12 protein-coding genes and 2 pseudogenes are annotated in these 17,741 nt (G+C 57.1%); 12 read left to right on the top strand and 2 right to left on the bottom strand.

Going from position 1 to position 17,741, the window contains the following annotated elements:
- Window positions 1-271: pseudogene (locus EN862_RS20055) on the top strand (hypothetical protein); the annotation flags it as partial.
- A gap of 506 nt (window positions 272-777) precedes the next feature.
- Here the strand turns inward: EN862_RS20055 and tnpB are convergent.
- Window positions 778-1,017 carry an IS66 family insertion sequence element accessory protein TnpB gene (tnpB, locus tag EN862_RS20050; RefSeq protein WP_126097350.1) on the bottom strand — a complete coding sequence of 80 codons (240 nt, stop codon included), beginning with the start codon at window positions 1,015-1,017 and terminating at the stop codon, window positions 778-780.
- Between the two features lie 353 nt (window positions 1,018-1,370).
- Between tnpB and EN862_RS20040 the strand changes: the two genes are divergently transcribed.
- From EN862_RS20040 to EN862_RS20000, 9 genes are all read left to right on the top strand, one after another.
- Window positions 1,371-2,624 carry a methylaspartate ammonia-lyase gene (locus tag EN862_RS20040; protein WP_126097352.1) on the top strand — a complete coding sequence of 418 codons (1,254 nt, stop codon included), beginning with the start codon at window positions 1,371-1,373 and terminating at the stop codon, window positions 2,622-2,624.
- A gap of 14 nt (window positions 2,625-2,638) precedes the next feature.
- Window positions 2,639-3,790 (top strand): CaiB/BaiF CoA-transferase family protein, encoded by a 1,152-nt coding sequence (locus EN862_RS20035; protein WP_167498460.1) that lies wholly within the window; start codon window positions 2,639-2,641, stop codon window positions 3,788-3,790.
- A gap of 136 nt (window positions 3,791-3,926) precedes the next feature.
- On the top strand, window positions 3,927-4,838 hold the full coding sequence (locus EN862_RS20030; RefSeq protein WP_126097354.1) for a CoA ester lyase: 912 nt from the start codon (window positions 3,927-3,929) through the stop codon (window positions 4,836-4,838).
- 135 nt (window positions 4,839-4,973) lie between these two features.
- The gene (locus EN862_RS20025; RefSeq protein ID WP_126097355.1) at window positions 4,974-5,900 is read left to right on the top strand and encodes a LysR family transcriptional regulator; all 927 of its coding nucleotides are present in this window, start codon (window positions 4,974-4,976) and stop codon (window positions 5,898-5,900) included.
- A 195-nt stretch (window positions 5,901-6,095) separates the two neighbouring features.
- Entirely contained in the window at window positions 6,096-7,529 is a 1,434-nt protein-coding gene (locus EN862_RS20020) for an NAD-dependent succinate-semialdehyde dehydrogenase (protein WP_126097356.1), read from the top strand.
- 6 nt (window positions 7,530-7,535) lie between these two features.
- Window positions 7,536-9,080, top strand: a complete 1,545-nt coding sequence (locus EN862_RS20015; RefSeq protein WP_126097357.1) for a fumarate hydratase — start codon at window positions 7,536-7,538, stop codon at window positions 9,078-9,080.
- A 489-nt stretch (window positions 9,081-9,569) separates the two neighbouring features.
- Window positions 9,570-10,067, top strand: coding sequence for an Lrp/AsnC family transcriptional regulator (locus EN862_RS20010; RefSeq protein ID WP_095488146.1), 498 nt, complete (start codon window positions 9,570-9,572; stop codon window positions 10,065-10,067).
- Between the two features lie 1,413 nt (window positions 10,068-11,480).
- Window positions 11,481-12,341, top strand: coding sequence for a DUF4231 domain-containing protein (locus EN862_RS20005; protein ID WP_095488148.1), 861 nt, complete (start codon window positions 11,481-11,483; stop codon window positions 12,339-12,341).
- Between the two features lie 9 nt (window positions 12,342-12,350).
- A complete protein-coding gene (locus EN862_RS20000; RefSeq protein WP_126097358.1) occupies window positions 12,351-12,857 on the top strand; it encodes a TIR domain-containing protein in 507 nt (168 codons plus the stop codon).
- Between the two features lie 513 nt (window positions 12,858-13,370).
- On the opposite strand, the pseudogene EN862_RS19995 reads toward EN862_RS20000, so the two are convergent.
- Window positions 13,371-13,805, bottom strand: a pseudogene (locus tag EN862_RS19995) (transposase); the annotation flags it as partial.
- Between the two features lie 352 nt (window positions 13,806-14,157).
- Between EN862_RS19995 and EN862_RS19990 the strand changes: the two are divergent.
- Together EN862_RS19990 and EN862_RS19985 are read left to right on the top strand one after the other, a co-directional pair.
- On the top strand, window positions 14,158-15,564 hold the full coding sequence (locus EN862_RS19990; protein ID WP_063169303.1) for an aminotransferase: 1,407 nt from the start codon (window positions 14,158-14,160) through the stop codon (window positions 15,562-15,564).
- A gap of 935 nt (window positions 15,565-16,499) precedes the next feature.
- Window positions 16,500-17,237, top strand: a complete 738-nt coding sequence (locus EN862_RS19985; protein ID WP_126102498.1) for a LuxR family transcriptional regulator — start codon at window positions 16,500-16,502, stop codon at window positions 17,235-17,237.
- Window positions 17,238-17,741: the final 504 nt, after the last annotated feature.

The following is a 17,741-nucleotide window of genomic DNA, read 5'->3' as shown; positions in this document are numbered from 1 at the left end:
GGCGCAAGTCGAGAGCAGCCTTGCAACTTTGCTGCAGGACATTGCGGTTGCGACCTTCCGTGCCTGCCAGTGCCGGGACTACGCCCGCGTCGACCTCCGGATCGACCGCTCCGGTCAGCCCTTTGTCCTGGAGATCAACTCGATGCCGGGGCTGAGTATGTGCGGCACTTACGCCTTGGCCGCTATGACTGCCGGACATAGCTACTCGAGCTTGATCAATCGCATTCTCGATCTCGCTCACACGCGATCCTTCGGAATCGGCATCCCCTAGGCTGAGTCACCAGAGCCAGATATGAGTCCCCATAGGGCAAGGCCGAGATGGCTATGGCATCGGGATTTCCTGCCGCAGGCTTGGGCGGAGCATCACCGGTAGCCTGCGCTCGTGTAGGTTTGCCGAATGTTGTTGATGTCGTCTTAGGTGAAGAGGAGGACAGTTTCGCTTAATTCGGTTGCGATAGCCGTCGTAGGTGCTCAGTCCTCTCGAGCATCTCGGCAACGTATTTGAGAGTGGTCGATCGGCTCAACAACCGGACAGGCTTCGGGACAGTCTTGCCCGCTCGCTCCGCATCCATTCCCATGGCGCCTCTGCGATCGCCGGGTGCCTCGCGCGGGCGGCCAGCTCCGCGAGGATTATCGCGTGCGCACTGGCAAGATCATCAGGAAGCTGATCGGCTCATCGGCCATGACGAATATTCGCTCCTCCGTGCAACGACTTTGCTCATCCCGCCGAGTCGCGCTCCAGGTTATTTGCGGCATGCGCCAGTTGAGCGGGCGTGATCACCAGGGTGCCGTCGGCCACGTGGCCAAATAAAACGTCCATTTCGTAAAAAGGCAGGCCCACTGGCCGTCATGCCAGATCACCTTGATCAGCCCTCCCTGACGCCCGAGCAAGTGGCCGCTGTGCGGATCGCGCTTCAAGATCTTCTGCACCATCAATGCAAGGCCGGGGAAGCCCTTGAGCACATCCGTATAGCCAGTGGCAAGCCATCCGGCCGAGCGCCTCGCTATCGATGTCACCCTCGACCTGCAGCCGACGGGCGCCGCCAAGCTCGATCGTCACCGTGCTGCTCTTTTTGCGCCGTCGCGGTATCGGTGGTTGCTGCACAGGCGGCTGCGCCGCAGGCCGCTCCTCGACGACTTCCACTGCACGAGCAGTGGCACTGATGGCGCCGAGATCTGGCAAAGCTCTTTGCGCCACCGGAAAAGCTGGCTCCCATGAATGCCGGCCGATCGAGCGATCTCGGAAACTCTGGCCCCAGCTATCTGAAAACGCGATGGGACGGTCCAGAACATTATATTGGCTAACTCAATGCCAAGTGGCGCATAATCGCGCACCGAGTGGCCCTCTAGAATACATTGAGCGAAGCGAAGTGCAGATCAGAGACGTCCTGCTCGCGCCCGGAAATGGCGCGTTCTTCTATGACGACCAAGCCGCCATCGGCGCCGGAGCAATCCAAGACGGTTTCATCTATGTTGGCAGACCGATGACGACGGGGTTCACCTCCATTCGCGTTCCGGCATCTTCGCTCAGCGTGGGGCTTGTCCTCAGCGACGATACAGTTGTCTGGGGCGATATGATGAGCGTCCAATACTCTGGTGCGGGCGGGCGCGATCCGTTGTTTGAAGCCGCTCAAACCGCGGATTTGACGTCAGGCGTTGTGGCGCCCCGGCTGCTCGACGTCGATGCGTCTCGTTTCGTTGATGCCTGTGCAAAGGTTTTCGAGCCCTTTGAACATAAGCGGCTGCCTCTCGCGCTTGAGTATGGCGTCAGCCAGGCGCTGCTCCGCGCCGCGGCCCATCTCCACCACAGTACGATGGCAGAGGTAATATGTAATGAATTCGATCTGCCGCTGCCGACGTGCGCGGTCCCGATTTACTGCCAAAGCGGCGATGCTCGCGAAATCAACGTTGACAAGATGATTCTGAAGGGTGTGGATGTTCTCCCCCACGGCCTGATCAATTCACGGCAGAAATTCGGGGTGGGCGGCCAGACCTTCATGGAGCTTGTGAAGTGGGTTGCAAAGCGCACGCGCCAAATCGGCCGCCAGGGTTACGATCCGGTGCTGCATTTCGATGTGTACGGCTGGATAGGACTAGAAATTGGCTTGGACCCGCAACGGATCGCCGACTTTATCTGCGGGGTCGCCGATACCGTTCCGGGTGTCACGCTTAACGTTGAGTGCCCCGCGGATTTTGGTTCCACGCAAGCGCAAATTGATAACTACGCCCGGATAGTATCGATTCTGGATGACCGGGGATCCAGCGCTCGGATTGTCGTGGACGAGAGGTGCAACACGCTCGAGGATATTCGGCTCTTTGCCGAAGCGAGGGCCGCGCATCTTGTCCAGATCAAGACGCCCGATGTCGGTTCATTGGCTGACACGGCACATGCCGTGCTCCTGTGCAAGGAGAACAAGGTAGGCGCGTACGTTGGAGGAAGCTGTACCGAGACAGATCTCTCTGCCCAAGCTTCTGTCCACATATCGGTGGCGACCCAGGCAGACATGATGCTTGCGAAGCCTGGAATGGGTGTCGACGAGGCATTCTCAATAGTTGGGAACGAACAAAATCGGTTGCTGGCTATGCTGAACCGTCGTCGAATTCAAAACGAAAACGTTGGATGAAAACACGGTGTCGCATGCAGAAGTCTCTTGAGGGGATCACCGTCGTTGCCGTGGAGCAGGCGGTTGCTGCGCCTTACGCTTCGTCTCGCCTTGCTGATGCCGGCGCCCGGGTGATCAAGATCGAGAGGCCCGAAGGGGATTTTGCCAGAAATTACGACAAGTTGGTGCGGGGTCAGAGCGCTTACTTCGTCTGGCTCAACCGGGGTAAGGAGTCAGTCTGTCTGGACCTGAGATCTGAGGCGGATCGTGCCGTCCTGGATACGCTCATTGCCGGTGCCGACGTTTTGATCCAAAATCTAAAGCCGGGCAGTATCGAAAAATTGGGTTTCGGGTCTGCGGATCTGCGTCGACGTTTTCCGCGGCTGATCACCTGCGATATCTCTGGTTTCGGGGAGCAGGGGCCGTATTCCCACTTGAAGGCTTATGATCTCATCGTCCAGGCCGAAACTGGTCTGTGTGCGATCACCGGGACGCAACAGGGACCCGCCCGTGTGGGTGTGTCGGTTTGCGACATCTCGGCAGGCATGACAGCGCACAGTGCCATTCTTCAGGCGCTGTATCACCGCGAGGTCACCGGCGACGGGACCAGCATTCAGGTGTCACTGTTCGATGCCGTCGCCGACTGGATGAACGTGCCGGTTCTTCAAAACGAATACGGCGGCTATCACACGGTTCGCGCGGGCGTAAAACACCCGTCGCTCGCGCCGTATGGCGCCTATCGCTGTGCCGACGGCAAAGAGGTCATCTTTTCGGTTCAGAATGACCGTGAATGGGTGAATTTCTGCGAGAAGTTCCTGAAGCAGCCGGGGCTTATACGCACACCTGGTTTCGCCGATAATATGGAGCGCCTCGGTCACCGTGCGCAACTTGATGAGATCATCGAACAGCGGTTTTCCGAACTGTTATGCCACGAAGCAATGCAGGAGCTTGAGGCGGCCGGGTTGGCATATGGCCGACTGAACGAAGTCGCGGATGTTTCAAAGCACCCACACATTCGCAAGGTGCAGGTCGGAACACCCGAAGGAACCATCGAGGCGATAGCGCCGGCGGCGATCTTCAACTCTGAGCGCCCTTTGCTGCGCCCCGTTCCGGCTCTTGGAGCTCATACCGAGGCTGTCCGCGAGGAGGTTCTGGGACGTTTGCGCGAACGAGCTGCGTCAGCGTGAGCGCGCGCCTTGTCGGGAAGGGGGCGCGGTTGCGACCCACAGAGTGCATGCCTACTCCTAACCCTTTCCAGTCCCACGGCCGCCCAGCCAGCTCACTGACACAGCCCGCGCTAAAACCGGCACCAGAGGCGACTTCATGAAGGGCACCATTCCGGCCGTTGAAAGCCCGATGTCCATTCGCCGATGGAGATCTCTGCTCTTCGTTCCTTCTCATGTTCCGCGTTTTGTGGAGGCGGCTCATGAGCGCGGGGCAGATGGCATCATACTCGACCTAGAGGACTCCGTTCCCCAGGATCAAAAAGGTGAGTCACGGCGCCAGCTTGGTGCATCCGTGGCAAAGGTGGGCCGCAGGGGCGCTTCTGTTTTAGTTCGCGTGAATCGCGGTTTGCGAGCCTTGGCGGCCGATCTCGACGCAGCCGTGATGGCGGGCGTTGATGCACTTGTTCTTCCGAAAGTGGATTCGGCAGCGTGGGTAGCTGAGATCGCGAATGCGGTATCGGAACTCGAACGAGAAAGAAATCTTCCGTTGGGATGTATCCGGTTTCTTGCCCAAATCGAGACCCCAGGTGCCTTGCAAGAGCTATCGGCCATTGCCTCGTCACATCCCAGGATGGTCGCAATGGCCCTTGGCCCTGAAGACTTTAGTGCCGCTGTTGGCGGCGCCCCAGAACTTGATCTTCTCTTGACGCCAAACCTTTCTGTTCTTTTTGCCGCCCGTGCGGCGGGGTTGCTCCCGCTGGGCTTCATAGGAAGCATTGGCGCGTTCTCTGACACTCACAAACTTCGTGAGGCTGCGGAGCGTGCACGGCGGCTCGGCTTTGCCGGAGCTTTGGCGATCCATCCAAACCAGGTTGCCATATTCAATGACGCTTTTTCGCCAAGCCCACAGGAACTCGAATGGGCCCGTCGTGTCCTCGCGGCGGAGAAAGATGCGACGGCGCAGGGCATAGGCGCGTTCGCCCTGGACGGAAGGATGGTCGATCCACCGGTTATCCAAAGGGCCCGAGATATCATCGCCACGGATCCGGGCGCCGGGTTGGGCGTCTGAGGCCTCAGAGGTTGGTTACCAAACTGGAGCGACCCTACGGCTAGGAGTTATGCAACTCGGCACAATTATTGCTGTCGCGCCATCGCATTTCGAGATAGATTAAACTAATTGCAGTCCGCTCTCGGATGGGTACTCGTGGAAATCAGGCAGTTAAGATACTTCGTCGGTGTGGTCGAAGCAGGCAGTTTCACGAAGGCCGCTGGCTTCCTTAATGTTGCCCAGAGTGCGCTGAGCCTGCATGTGCGTCAACTGGAGGAAGCCTTCGGCACTCAACTGCTGATACGCGACAGGACCGGTGTGAGCGTGACGGCGTCAGGAGCCAAACTGCTCGAACGCGCTCGGGCGATTCTTAAAGAAATTCGACTTACCGAGGTGGAATTGACCAACACAGCTGCTTCCCCCGCCGGGGAGGTGACGATTGGCATTCCGTCTGGAGCTGCCCGCGTCCTGAGCGGCCCCCTGCTTGAGTCGGTGAGAAACGAACTGCCCAGGGTCTCCCTCAAGATGGTCGAGGGTATGACGGGACCGCTGGAGGAGTGGATGGCTGCTGGACGCTTCAATCTGGCGGTACTCTACCGCACTGCGGATAGCGTAGGCCGAATGACGGTGATAGCGCGCGAAAACCTTTGTCTGGTGGTACCGTCGGGTGAGCCGCCATTCGAAGATGCGATATCTCTGGCCGACCTGCATGCATTCCCCCTGGCGGTTCCCATGCGCAATAACAATGTCAGGCGTTCGGTGGCTGACGTCGTCGCACAGCACGGTTGCGCGCTGGACGTCAGGTTTGAAGTGGACTCGCTTTCAACGATCATCAACATGGTCGTAGAGGGGAAAGCGCATTCTATTCTCGCCGCGTCTGCGGTTCAGAAAGAAGCCTCTCAGGGTCTGGTCCGTACGGTCAAGATCGTGGATCCGGTGATTACCCGCTCCGTTGTGCTTGCTGTAAACCCGAAAGATGAGCGTTCCGCCGCCGTGTCCGCAGTCCGCACGCTCATTCCGAAGGTCGCTCGAGAATTGATTGAAATCCGGAGCTGGGCAGCGGTGGCGCCTGAGGCGACCTGACAAACTAACCTTTAAAGCTGGGCATGATCTTTTGCGGCCATTAGGACCAGCCCGATCTGGATTCCAGATGGATTTCGGCAATATTCGATATTTGACCCGCCGCGACCATCGCGATGAAACTGGCTCAAGCGAGTTCAGCAGTTTCGATATCGAAACTGCGCTCGTATGCAAGAATTCAGTCAAGTGGAGCCCGCGATGTCCGACGCCAAGAGTTACGAGCTCTTCATTAATGGCAAATGGCGAGCCGGTGGTAGCCGAGCCACTTTGCCGGTGATCAACCCGGCGACGGAGAAGGTATTTGCCTCAGTGGCCTCGGCTACGGTTTCAGACTTGGATGAAGCTCTTGCTTCGGCAGAACGCAGCCGCAAGGCGTGGTCCTCACGACCCGCCAAAGAGCGTGGCGAGATACTCGTCTCTGCCGCCAGCATTCTGGCAGAGAAAGCTGGCGCCGCAGCCAGGGACCTGTCGTCCGAACAGGGAAAGACGATTGCCGAAGCAACAGGAGAGTACGCGCGCGCAGTCGAAACGCTGGAATGGAATGGCCGGCATGCCGATGAGTTGTCGACCCCGATTCCGTTGGGTCCGAACAGGATGATCGTGCCGGAGGCCCTCGGTGTCGTCGCTGCCTTTACGCCGTGGAACTATCCAGCCGTTCTCATCGCCCGCAAGCTCGCCCCCGCGCTGGCGGCAGGCTGCCCGGTGATCCTCAAAGGGGCCGAAGAGACGCCAAGCGTGGCTGTCCATATCGTGGAATCTTTGCGTCAAGCAGGGATACCGGAAGGCGTGGTCAACCTGGTGTTCGGTGTTCCTGTGCATATATCACGGCATCTGCTCAGTTCGCCAATTGTCAAAGTCTTGACGTTCACGGGGTCGACCGCTGTTGGGAAACAGCTGGCCACACTGGCCGCGAATAATCTGCAGCGCTGCATCCTTGAGCTCGGTGGACATTCCCCGGTTATTGTGTGCGAAGATGCCGACCTGGCAACGGCGATACCGGCTATTTCGGAATACAAATTCGAGTGCGCGGGCCAGAGTTGTAATGCGCCCAGCAGGATTCTTGTCGCCCGATCCCGCTATGAGGAATTCCTGTTCCGGATGACGGAGGCGGTCCGAAAAATCAGGATCGGTCCACCGGATGACCCTGCAACGCAGATGGGTCCCATGGCAAACGCGCGGCGAATCGAGGCCATGCAACGCCTGACCAAAGATGCGGTAGAGGGCGGCGCCCAAATCGAGACCGGTGGCACCCCCCTTGACCGACCGGGGTTTTACTGGCCGCCAACCATCCTGACTGGCGTACCGAAGGAAGCGAGAGTGCTTCATGAAGAGCCGTTCGGACCAATTCTCAGCGTGGCTCCTTTCGATACGATCGAAGAGGCGATCGATGAAGCCAACGCCACGGAGTACGGTCTGGCCGCCTACTTGTTTACTGGCGCGGCCGATACGCAACAGAGGCTTGTGGGCGGTCTTTCTGCGGGCGCTGTTAGTGTGAATTACCTGAAAGGGGTTTCCGCTGATGCCCCTTATGGAGGAGTCAAGCAAAGCGGCTATGGATATGAAGGCGGCGAGCAGGGGGTGCGAAGCTTCCAGATTCTGAAAATGGTGAATGGCCTCGGGTCATTTGGATAAAATCCGGTGGGAAATAGAACACGGACCATCGCTGGCAAGGACATCACAAGAAGCGTCGCCGACGCTCTTCAGTACATCTCGTACTATCATCCTCCAGATTATATCCGGTCTCTTTCTCACGCATACACGCGAGAACAGAGCCCGTCGGCGAAGAATGCCATAGGTCAGATTCTGCTGAACTCCCGCATGGCGGCCTTTGGGCGGCGCCCGATTTGTCAGGACACCGGAGTTGTGGTTGTCTTCGCAAAGGTCGGCATGGATGCCCGCATTAAGTCAACGGCCAGTTTCGCTGATCTTGTGAATGAGGGCGTACGTCAAGCCTATCTCGATCCGGACAATCCCCTTCGGGCATCGATCGTTGCGGATCCCCTCGCCAGACGGGTCAACACCCGCGACAACACGCCGGCAGTTGTCCATGTCGACCTGGTGCAAGGTAACCAGATTGAGGTCACCATCGCCGCAAAAGGCGGCGGGTCGGAGAACAAGGCACGTTTTACCACCCTCAATCCCAGCGCCTCCGTTTCCGACTGGGTGGTCAATACCGTTTCGACCCTTGGCAGCGGGTGGTGTCCACCTGGACTGATCTCTGTCGGCATCGGTGGTAGCGCTGAAAAGGCGATGCTGCTGGCCAAGGAGGCCATGAACGAGCCCATCGATATGGCGGAACTGATCGCAAGGGGGGCGTCAAGCGCAGAGGAGGGGCTGCGGATTGAGCTTTATGAGCGGATCAACGCGCTTGGTATCGGCGCCCAAGGCCTTGGTGGTCTGACGACAGTCGTTGACGTCAAGGTTGCGACCTATCCTACTCATGCAGCGTCCAAGCCTGTGGCGCTCATCCCGCAATGCGCCGCCAACCGGCACCTGAAGTTTACTTTGGACGGCTCTGGACCCATCAGCCTCCAGCCGCCCGATTTGCGCGAATGGCCCGACATCGGAGCCGACGAATTGAACCCAGCCGGCGTCCGGCGGGTCAATTTAGATACGCTGACGAAGGAAGAGACGGCATCGTGGCGCTGCGGTGAAACGCTCCTGCTGTCTGGAAAGATGCTGACGGGCCGTGACGCTGCCCACAAGCGAATGGTCGAACTGATCGATGCCGGCAAGCCGCTTCCAGTCGATCTGCGGGGACGCGTGATCTACTACGTCGGTCCCGTCCGGGCAGCGAGAAATGAGATCGTTGGACCCGCCGGTCCAACAACCTCCAGCCGCTTGGACGATTTTACGGACAAGGTGCTCGCCGAAACCGGCCTTTTCGCGATGGTGGGCAAAGCGGAGAGGGGACCGGCGGCCATCGCCTCGATTGTAAGACACAAAACGCCATACCTTGCTGCAGTGGGTGGCGCTGCGTACCTGATCTCAAAATCGATTAAGGCGGCGCGGATCGTTGCCTTTGAAGACCTGGGCATGGAAGCCATCTATGAATTCGATGTGCAGGACATGCCTGTTATCATGGCCGTCGATGTTGAGGGAAACTCCATTCACAATTCCGGGCCTCTTGAGTGGCGTAAGCGTATGGCGGCCGACAGCATCGCACGCAACATTGGCGTTTGAGTCTTTCCGTTGGGCGATTTCGGCCAGACTCCAGCGTCAAATTGCCGTGAGACGAGCGGCATTTGCGGTGCCTTGCGCCTCCGCGAGCCGGACGAGCAAGGCCTTCAATTCACCCCAATAGCTGAATGTGCCACTGAATACTGCATTGAGTATGCCGTCCACGCGATCGAGGCTCGAATGCTGTCGCACGTCTATCAAGTACGGCAGCGGAGATTCAAGAAAATGGGGTATCTATTTATTAGGAGGTCTTCGCCGCCGCCGACTATTCTCTCCAGCGGCATCATTGCCCCGTTAGGCGTCGGGGCGATAGCCAAAGTACTTCTGCAGCTTTTCTCAGCGGATCGCTCTCCCTCAGCTGATTGTCGTACCCCATTCTGGCACATTTCGGACCGAGAACGGATGCGTTCCACTACTACATTCGGTCATTCAAGATGGATAGAATTGATCGGCGCACAAGGCGCTGTCATCGCTGCTTGAGAGCAACAGGTTATGAAGTCGAAACCCGACCCCGTGCAACTCGACAGTTGGGACGTCCGGATTCTCTCCGAGATTCAGGCAGACGGTCGGATTTCAAAAAGTGAGCTTGCAAAACGAGTTCATCTTTCGGCGTCGGCCTGTTCGGAGCGGCTCCGAGCACTCAAGGCCGCAGGGATTATTGAGGGATTCTATGCGCGACTGAGTCCTGCCCTCATTGGCGGCATGATCTTTGTGATGGTAGAAGTCGTGCTGGATCGCCATCGTCTTGAGGACCAACGACACTTCGAAACTGCAATCCAAGAGATCCCGGAAATCCTGGACTGCTGGGCAATTGGGGGGCGCGTCGATTATCTGATGCGGGTCGCATCTCCTTCTATGGCCGCCTATCAGGATTTCATGGAGGGACTGCTGCAGGCAGGCTTGGGCATTGATCAATACTATAGCCTTGTCGTCACGAAACCAGTGAAGTCCAATTCACCGATACCTTTGTCCGCACTGAGGCAACGGTGAAACCGAAAGTTTAAGTTTCAACGGCGTTTGGCGCGGATCCCGTAGATTCGTCGGCAAAAGGCGCCCATTCCGACGAAACTCAAGGGACATTTGCGGTATACTAATTGCTGGAAAAAGGTGGCCGAGCGCTATCCGCCAGTTGATGGCGAGGAAGGACGATGCGCTTGAGCAATCTGGAACCGATCATTCCAGGAGACGGATCGAAGCAGCCATCGGACGCACTTGCCCAGCACGGTTACGGCGAGAAGCCAAACCGGATCGTGCCTGGTTGAGGAGGCGTCCATATCTAAGATGCGAAGTGCCGAAAAATGCCTCTACCGCTACTTCAAGGGGGGAACTTTCGCCCTGGATTGGCGATCAGTGGCGATTGAGCTTAGTCGCGGTCAGCGCATCCGTGTAGGGGGCGAAATCTACAGCGAGGGTTTGGCAAGCCGACGGATAGCGGGAGTGCAAGCTGGCCCGCTCGGCCTTGACGACCAACCGGGCCCTCGACGCCTGCGGACATTCGGAGATCGCTCCATCGCGTTTTTACGTCCTAAGTTCGTTGCTGATCGAGATTAGGAGATCGTCTGTCCTGTTTGACATTGCTGGTCTCCGCAGCCTTCTAAGTGAGGAGCATGGCTGTGCCGGGGGCGCGTAGGTGGGTGACAAGGCCGGTCACTCCTGCCAGCCGACGTGGTCTTTGAGAAGGTGGAGGTTGCGCTACCCGGCTGGAGAGCATGGTGCCAGTTTTCACAAGACAAGGGTCGCTTAATCGAATGGGCGTCAAGTTCATAGATTGCGAACAGATCATGGGGGGATTTGAATAGTGCTACTGACCGAGGCAGAGCTGAAAAGAGTTGCGAATGCCAGTCGAGGACATAGAGCCGCATCGATCGTTCTAAAGGAAGAGACGGCCGCAGCTACAGCCAGATCGTCATTCGACGTTTTTCTGTCACATTCTTTCAAGGACGCAGAGATCATTCTCGGTGTGAAGCGAATTTTCGAGGAGCTTGGGTTCACTGCTTACGTAGATTGGGTCGAAGATTCACAACTGGACCGCACAAAGGTCTCCTCGGCCACCGCCGAGTTGCTGCGAACCCGTATGAGGCAGTCAAAGACGCTTATCTATGTGCATTCAAACAATTCTCCAGGATCCAGATGGATGCCTTGGGAGCTTGGCTTTTTCGATGGGTTTCGGACCGCGGTAGCGGTTCTGCCCGTGGCAAAAAATTCTTCGGAAACATTCTCCGGGCAAGAATTTTTGGGCCTATACCCTTACATTGATGGGACAGGACCTGCATTCCTGTTTATGAACAGAGGGACCGCGCCTCGCTCAAGAATAGGCTCTGTAAGCTCGACTGCTAACCTCACGTTTGCCAAATCCTGGCTTAAAGAATTTACCGCCACAAAATAGACTGGTGTGCTTCAAAAATGAAATATCCTGGACTCTATAATAGCGCCGACGTGGCATCCAACGAGCAGCAGGCGACGTTTCTGCGCCTGATCCGGGCAGAGTACGTTCTTCTTTTTTTAGCGTCGGTGCTCTCTTTGGACTTGTCGTCATCAAAAGCCTATTTCGGTGTCTATGCTGCGGTATTTCTTTGCTCAATGGGAGTCCTCATTTTCCGGTCGGTCACAAAGCCCGAGCAGGTCTGGTATCAGGCTCGAGCTCTGGCAGAGTCGGTGAAGACATTGACTTGGCGCTTCGCGATGCGAGCACAGCCGTTCGATGACGCGCGCGCGGCTGACGCCAGAGCTGATTTTCGAAAGCTCATGGAAGATATCCTTGATAGCAATCGTCACCTTGGTAGCGCGTTGAGCGGCACCGATTCAGCATCGCCCCAAACAACGGACGAGATGATGTCGATAAGGGACTCCCCGCGAAAAGAACGAAAAGACCTATATCTGCAGAGACGAATCTGCGACCAACGGAAGTGGTACGAGAAGAAGGCGCGCTCGAACAAGAGGTCCGCGAAAGTCTGGATGGGCCTTGGTATTTTTGCATACGCTCTGGGATTCTCGTTCATCGTAGTACGCATCGCTGACCCCGCGATGCCAGGCTGGCCGACCGAGCCGCTAATTGTCATCGCCGCCTCCCTTATCGGGTGGACCCAGATCAAGAAATTTAACGAATTGGCATCGGCTTACACGTTGACAGCTCACGAGATCGGCTTGACTGCCGACCTTATTACGGACGCCAACTCGGATGAGGCATTCTCCGCCGCGGTGAACGAAGCCGAACTGGCTTTCTCACGGGAGCACACCCAGTGGGTTGCTCGTCAAAACAACTAAGAGACAACAATGGCATACAGCGATCCGACCTATGTAATATTTGACGGCGATGAAGACGCTTGGGCATACCGCTTTATGAAAGGGTGGAACGCCAGCGAGAATGTGAGTTTTGAATTCGCGAACGCTCACGATCTGGACAATATGACGGGCCGAGCACAGGACGAAGATTATGTTAAACGCAATCTTCGCAACAGAATGAATGGATCGAGCCAGGTACTTGTCCTGATCGGTGAGAAGACGAAAAACCTTTTTCGCTTCGTGCGCTGGGAAATGGAATTGGCTCTTGATCTAGGTCTGCCGATAATCGCAGCAAACCTTAACGGCTCGCGGCAACAAGATGTGAGCTGTCCGCCTATCATCAGGGACAAATGTGTTGTGCACGTGCCGTTCAAGATGAAGGCCATCAAGCACGCGCTAGCCAATTGGCCGAGCGAATTTCATCGGCTTTCAAACGCTCAGCGTGGCGATGGCGCCAGGAGCTATGGCGAAAGCACCTATCGCGATCTCGGCTTATAATCGCCCACCTAAAAGCACTTAGCCGCCAAAACATCCTCGCCATCCGCTGGCGGCGACTAGCCTTAGCAACGACCGCCAGCCTGTTCCGAGCTTGCCGAGCGATGATAAGAAGACGTCCGATTTGCTGAGTTTGGCAGAAAGCTGCAGGTCATGTGCAACCTATTTGAGGAGCCCCGCTCGAAGCGTCGGATCGTCAGGCACGATCACGTCGCGCGAGGGCGCTGGTTTCGCGAGGAAAAGGAGCGGCTGTTCGACGTTGAGGCTTGATCCAGCGTTTCGAGACTGCACGAGCGGCGAGCATTGATGGAGGCAGCTTTTCAGGCCGCGCAATTCTGTCGGCTGCCCCCTCCTGCGAGCCGCAGCTCGGCTCGCCCTGCGCTGCAACCACGAATCTGCGATCGCAAGAAAGGCAACACGCTGACCGATAGAACTTGGCGGCGCTGGTCGGCTGCGAATCAAGATGTCGATGGCAAGGAGCTCTCGCCGCGCGTCTTTGCCGGGCCGAACCTTCTGGCTCTCGTCCAGCCGCTTGTTGATGGCCGAGATCGACGAGGCCGAGAACTCATGGCCGCACAGCTCTTCGGTGATCGCCTTGACCTTCCGGGTCGACACGCCCTGCACATACATCTCCGCAAGCGTCGCCACCAAGGCCCGCTCGGAACGCTGGTAACGCTCGAAAAGTTCGGTCGAGAAGCGGCCCGCCCGGTCCTGCGGAACCCGCAGCTCAAGCTTGCCGACCCGGGTGACAAGCGTGCGGCCATAGTAACCCGAGCGATAGCCGAGACGCTCCGGCGTGCGCTCGCTCTTCGAAGCACCCAGCGCCTCGTCCATCTCGGCCTCGAGCACCTCCTGCATCACCGCGCGGATCACCTCGTGCAATCCATCCGGATTCGAAAGCAGAATGTCTTTGACGGCAGCGCTGGCGGTCTTACTTTCTGTCTTGGTCATGGTGGCGTTCCTTCCAGGGAATCGGTGACGTTGAACATCACCAGCCTGCCATGACCGCCCTCTCTCAGCGAATTTGCAGAACCCTCAGCACACTACCCAATATCGCCCGCTAATCGGGCACTATGGTGGGCGCATGCGCGTCGTAAGCTGTTCGTGTTTGCAGGACGCGCCCCCGACCCTCGGCTAAGGCGAAGGTGACGCCTTAGTTTTCACGGCAATTCGGGCCGATCCCGCGAATTCCACGGCCAATAACCTGCATTCCCGAGAAACTCGAGGGACGTTTCCGGTATGCTATTTGCTAAACAGGTGGCTGGCCGAGTGCCCTCCGCCAATTTATCGCGAGGAGAGGGACATGCGCTTGAGCAATCTGGGAACCGAGCAACTCCGGGAGAAGGATAGAAGCTTCGTCTTCCATCCTTCTACGCATTTGGCCAAGCACAGCCGAGGCGAAACGCCAAATAGGATTATGGCCGGTGCGGAAGGCGTCTATATCTGGGACACCGAAGGCCGAAGGAGCCTCGACGGTTTCGGAGGACTCTACTGCGTCAACATGGGATATGGATGCACGGAGATCGCCGAGGCCATTGCCAGGCAAGCACACGAATTGCCGTTCGCGCACGTCTATGCCAGCCAAGGTACGGAGCCGGTCGCCCTGTTGGCAGAGGCCGTGGTCGAGTATTTCGGTCAGAACATGCGAAGGGTCTATTTCGGCCTCTCCGGTTCCGATGCCAACGAAACCAACATCAAGCTGGTCTGGTACTATAATAACATTCTTGGCCGGCCCGAAAAGAAAAAGATCATCTCGCGAAATCGCGGCTATCACGGGTCTGGATTGGTCACGGGTAGCCTAACTGGCCTTCCCTTCTTTCACAATTTCTTCGACCTGCCTCTGGATTTGGTGCGCCATACAACCACGCCGCACTATTACCGCCAGGCGCGTGTCGAGGAGAGCGAGGAAGCGTTCTCCCGGCGCTGTGCCGATGAGCTTGAAGCCTTGATCCTGGCCGAAGGACCGGAAACGGTTGCAGCTTTTATCGGAGAGCCGGTACTTGGGACAGGAGGTATTGTGCCGCCCCCCAAAGGGTACTGGACGTCCATTCAAGCGGTGCTCGACAAATACGATATCCTTCTAATCGCGGATGAAGTGGTCTGTGGCTTCGCGCGAACCGGCGAGAAGTTCGGTTCCCACCTGTATAACATGCGTCCGGATTTCGTGACCATCGCAAAGGGTTTGAGTTCCGCCTACCTCCCCATCTCCGGGTCAATCATTGGCGACCGTGTCTGGTCGGTTTTGGAACAAGGAACTGAGAAGCACGGCGCACTCGGCCACGGCTGGACATATTCGGGGCACACGCTTTGTGCCGCAGCCGCGCTCGCCAATATTCGACTGCTTAAAGAAAAAAATATTCTGGAGCATGTCCGCGATGTTGGACCGTATTGGCAAGACCGGATGAAGGCCGAGCTGGCGGGACATCCCATCGTTGGTGAAGTTCGCGGAGTGGGTATCCTGTCGGCCGTAGAGATGATGCGGGACCCAAAACAAAGGATACCATTCGAACCCGACCTTCAGGTCGGGGTGCGCACTGCAGCTGCTCTGTTTGAGAATGGTGTCATCGGACGGGCCATGCCGCATGGCGACATCCTCGGTTATGCCCCCCCCCTGATCATTACCCGAAAAGAGATCGACATCATTGTCGACGCGACGGTAAAGTCGGTCGATACCACCTATCGCGCGCTGAAGGCCGAGGGTGCCGTATGATTTTGCGATCGCGAAGGAGCGAGTCCGGAGGCAGGCATGTCCCTGCGCGCTACTGCGCCGAGCAGACCCAAAACTGTTGAATTCCAGATATCTGATCTTGAGCATGCTCCGGGCTATTTCAGTCACGATTTGTAACCGAATCAGATCTGCCGCCGCTGTCCTGTTGCCCAACGACCAGGACCTCTGTGCGGCGCGCCCTGCGGGTGTACCTCCCCGCCGGCAGGGCGCCCTTTTTGACCCACGTAATCAGTATCATTATGGCCCGTGCGGAATCGAGGGTCTGGTAAAGGTCATCTGCACGTTCCGATGCAGATTGAGCTTAGACGTGCCCTTTACATCATTGCAGCGGGCCACGGTCGCCGGTTCCAAAGTGCGGCAATGCCGATGATTATCTTCCTTCACATCACAAAGAGCAGAATAATCATTGCGGTGAATTTTATCACGTCAGGTATATAAAAGGACGATACTCACACGCCACCCCGTTCACAAGGAAAGGCATTTTAATATTGTTGAGACGATTTGCCTATCAAAGAAAAGAAAGCATCGCAACACTTCTTTGCGGATCACGGCGCCCCGGGTGGGGGATGAGCGGCTATCCGAATTGTTATGCTAATGCCGACCCAAATTCCTGCAAAAGCTGGGGTCAATGATGGCTTTTGGTCAGCGCAGGATGATTTCTCCTGGTTTGGTCGGTGCAGGGGCGGTCATGATTTAATGCATGGAGATTCTCTGATTGAGCTGTTGAGATCATGAGGCGTCTGCCAGACGCCCATCGGGTGAGCCCAGCATGATTGGGATGACCGACGAAGATCGAAAGTGTGGCAGCATTCTGGAGCCCGGTCAGCCCAGCGACGCCCGCGGATTCAATCACGTTTGTCGGGACATACACGACGCAGCCGGAAGGCGTGCAGAAAGAGGAAGAATCGAGCGCGACGATGACGAGGGACATGCCACTTGTTTTCGAGACATTCCTAGAAAGACTGTCACAGAGTGTCGATGAGGCAGATTTCCGGGATGCCATGGCTGAGGCGGCCGGACGACTTGACCTAATCTTCTTTGCCTACCTCTCCTTGCCAGCACGGCCTTCCGGCAAACCGAGGCTAATTTCAAACTATCCACCCCGCTGGACCAGACAGTATCTGGAAAATCAGTATGAGAAACTCGATCCTGTGGTCTTGCGTGCTCGAAATGGCGGCTGCCCGTTTCACTGGGGATCGAATTTCGGAGGCGATAAAATGTCGCCGGCTCAACAGCAGCTATTCGATGAGGCGGCTCAATTCAGCATCTGCTGCGGTTTGACGATCCCAATTGTCGATCTCCGCGGCCGCATCGCTGCGGTTACTTTTGCCGCCGATGAGCCTCGTCCAGTATTTCTTCGGGTCGCTGAGCGGTACGAACAAGCTCTTCAACTGATGGCGGCCTGCTTTCATCGTTGCGTTCGCCGCAAATTGCCGAGCGATCGAACAGTGGATGGGATTTCGCTGACATCCCGCGAATATGAGTGCCTGAGGTGGGCAGCGCGGGGTAATTCAGCCTGGGTGACCGGCCGCATCTTGGGTATCAAGCCACGCACGATCGCTTTTCATTTGGACAATGCCAAGAAGAAGCTAGGCGTGCGAACCCAAAATCAGGCTATAGCCCTTTTGGGGTCCGAAGGGTCCTCAATTCTCTGAGAAGCTTTCTGATCCCCTTGTGCTCGGGCCATTCGATCGCACGCCTTGTATCGAGCGTTGACTGGATGCCAAGATCTTCTGTTCCGCCGGCTCGGGCGATGCAGCCGTATTCTTCCAGTCCGCGCCGGTGCTCATAGTCTATGGGTGCTCGAGCGGGTGTTTCGTCGCTGACGAGCTAGTCGTGCGGTTATATAGTTTCCGAGGATGGCCCGCTTGCATACCTGCCTGCCGGTAATCTCTAAACCCTTAACTTAGGGCGATGGCTGTCGGTTATGCGGCTTGAAAGCGAAGAGGTGGACCCTTCGTCGAGCGCCGGCACGATATGGAGTGCTGCTCCGGGCTAATACCCATCCAGACAGAGCGGAACCTTCTATCACGTCAGACGCTCGGTTGCCAAACCCGATTTCCTGGGAACTTAATTGTGCTCGCCACTGGGGCCATTTTGCCGGGGCTGTAGTGCAGGTCCCGATCAGCCTGACCGTGGCTGCCACAGGAACTGCCTGC

Origin of the sequence: Mesorhizobium sp. M2E.F.Ca.ET.219.01.1.1, from assembly GCF_004016445.2 — a bacterium.
Classification (GTDB): Bacteria; Pseudomonadota; Alphaproteobacteria; order Rhizobiales; family Rhizobiaceae; genus Mesorhizobium.
Note: the sequence above shows the minus strand (reverse complement) of the source record. Positions and strands in the feature narration are given on the sequence as shown.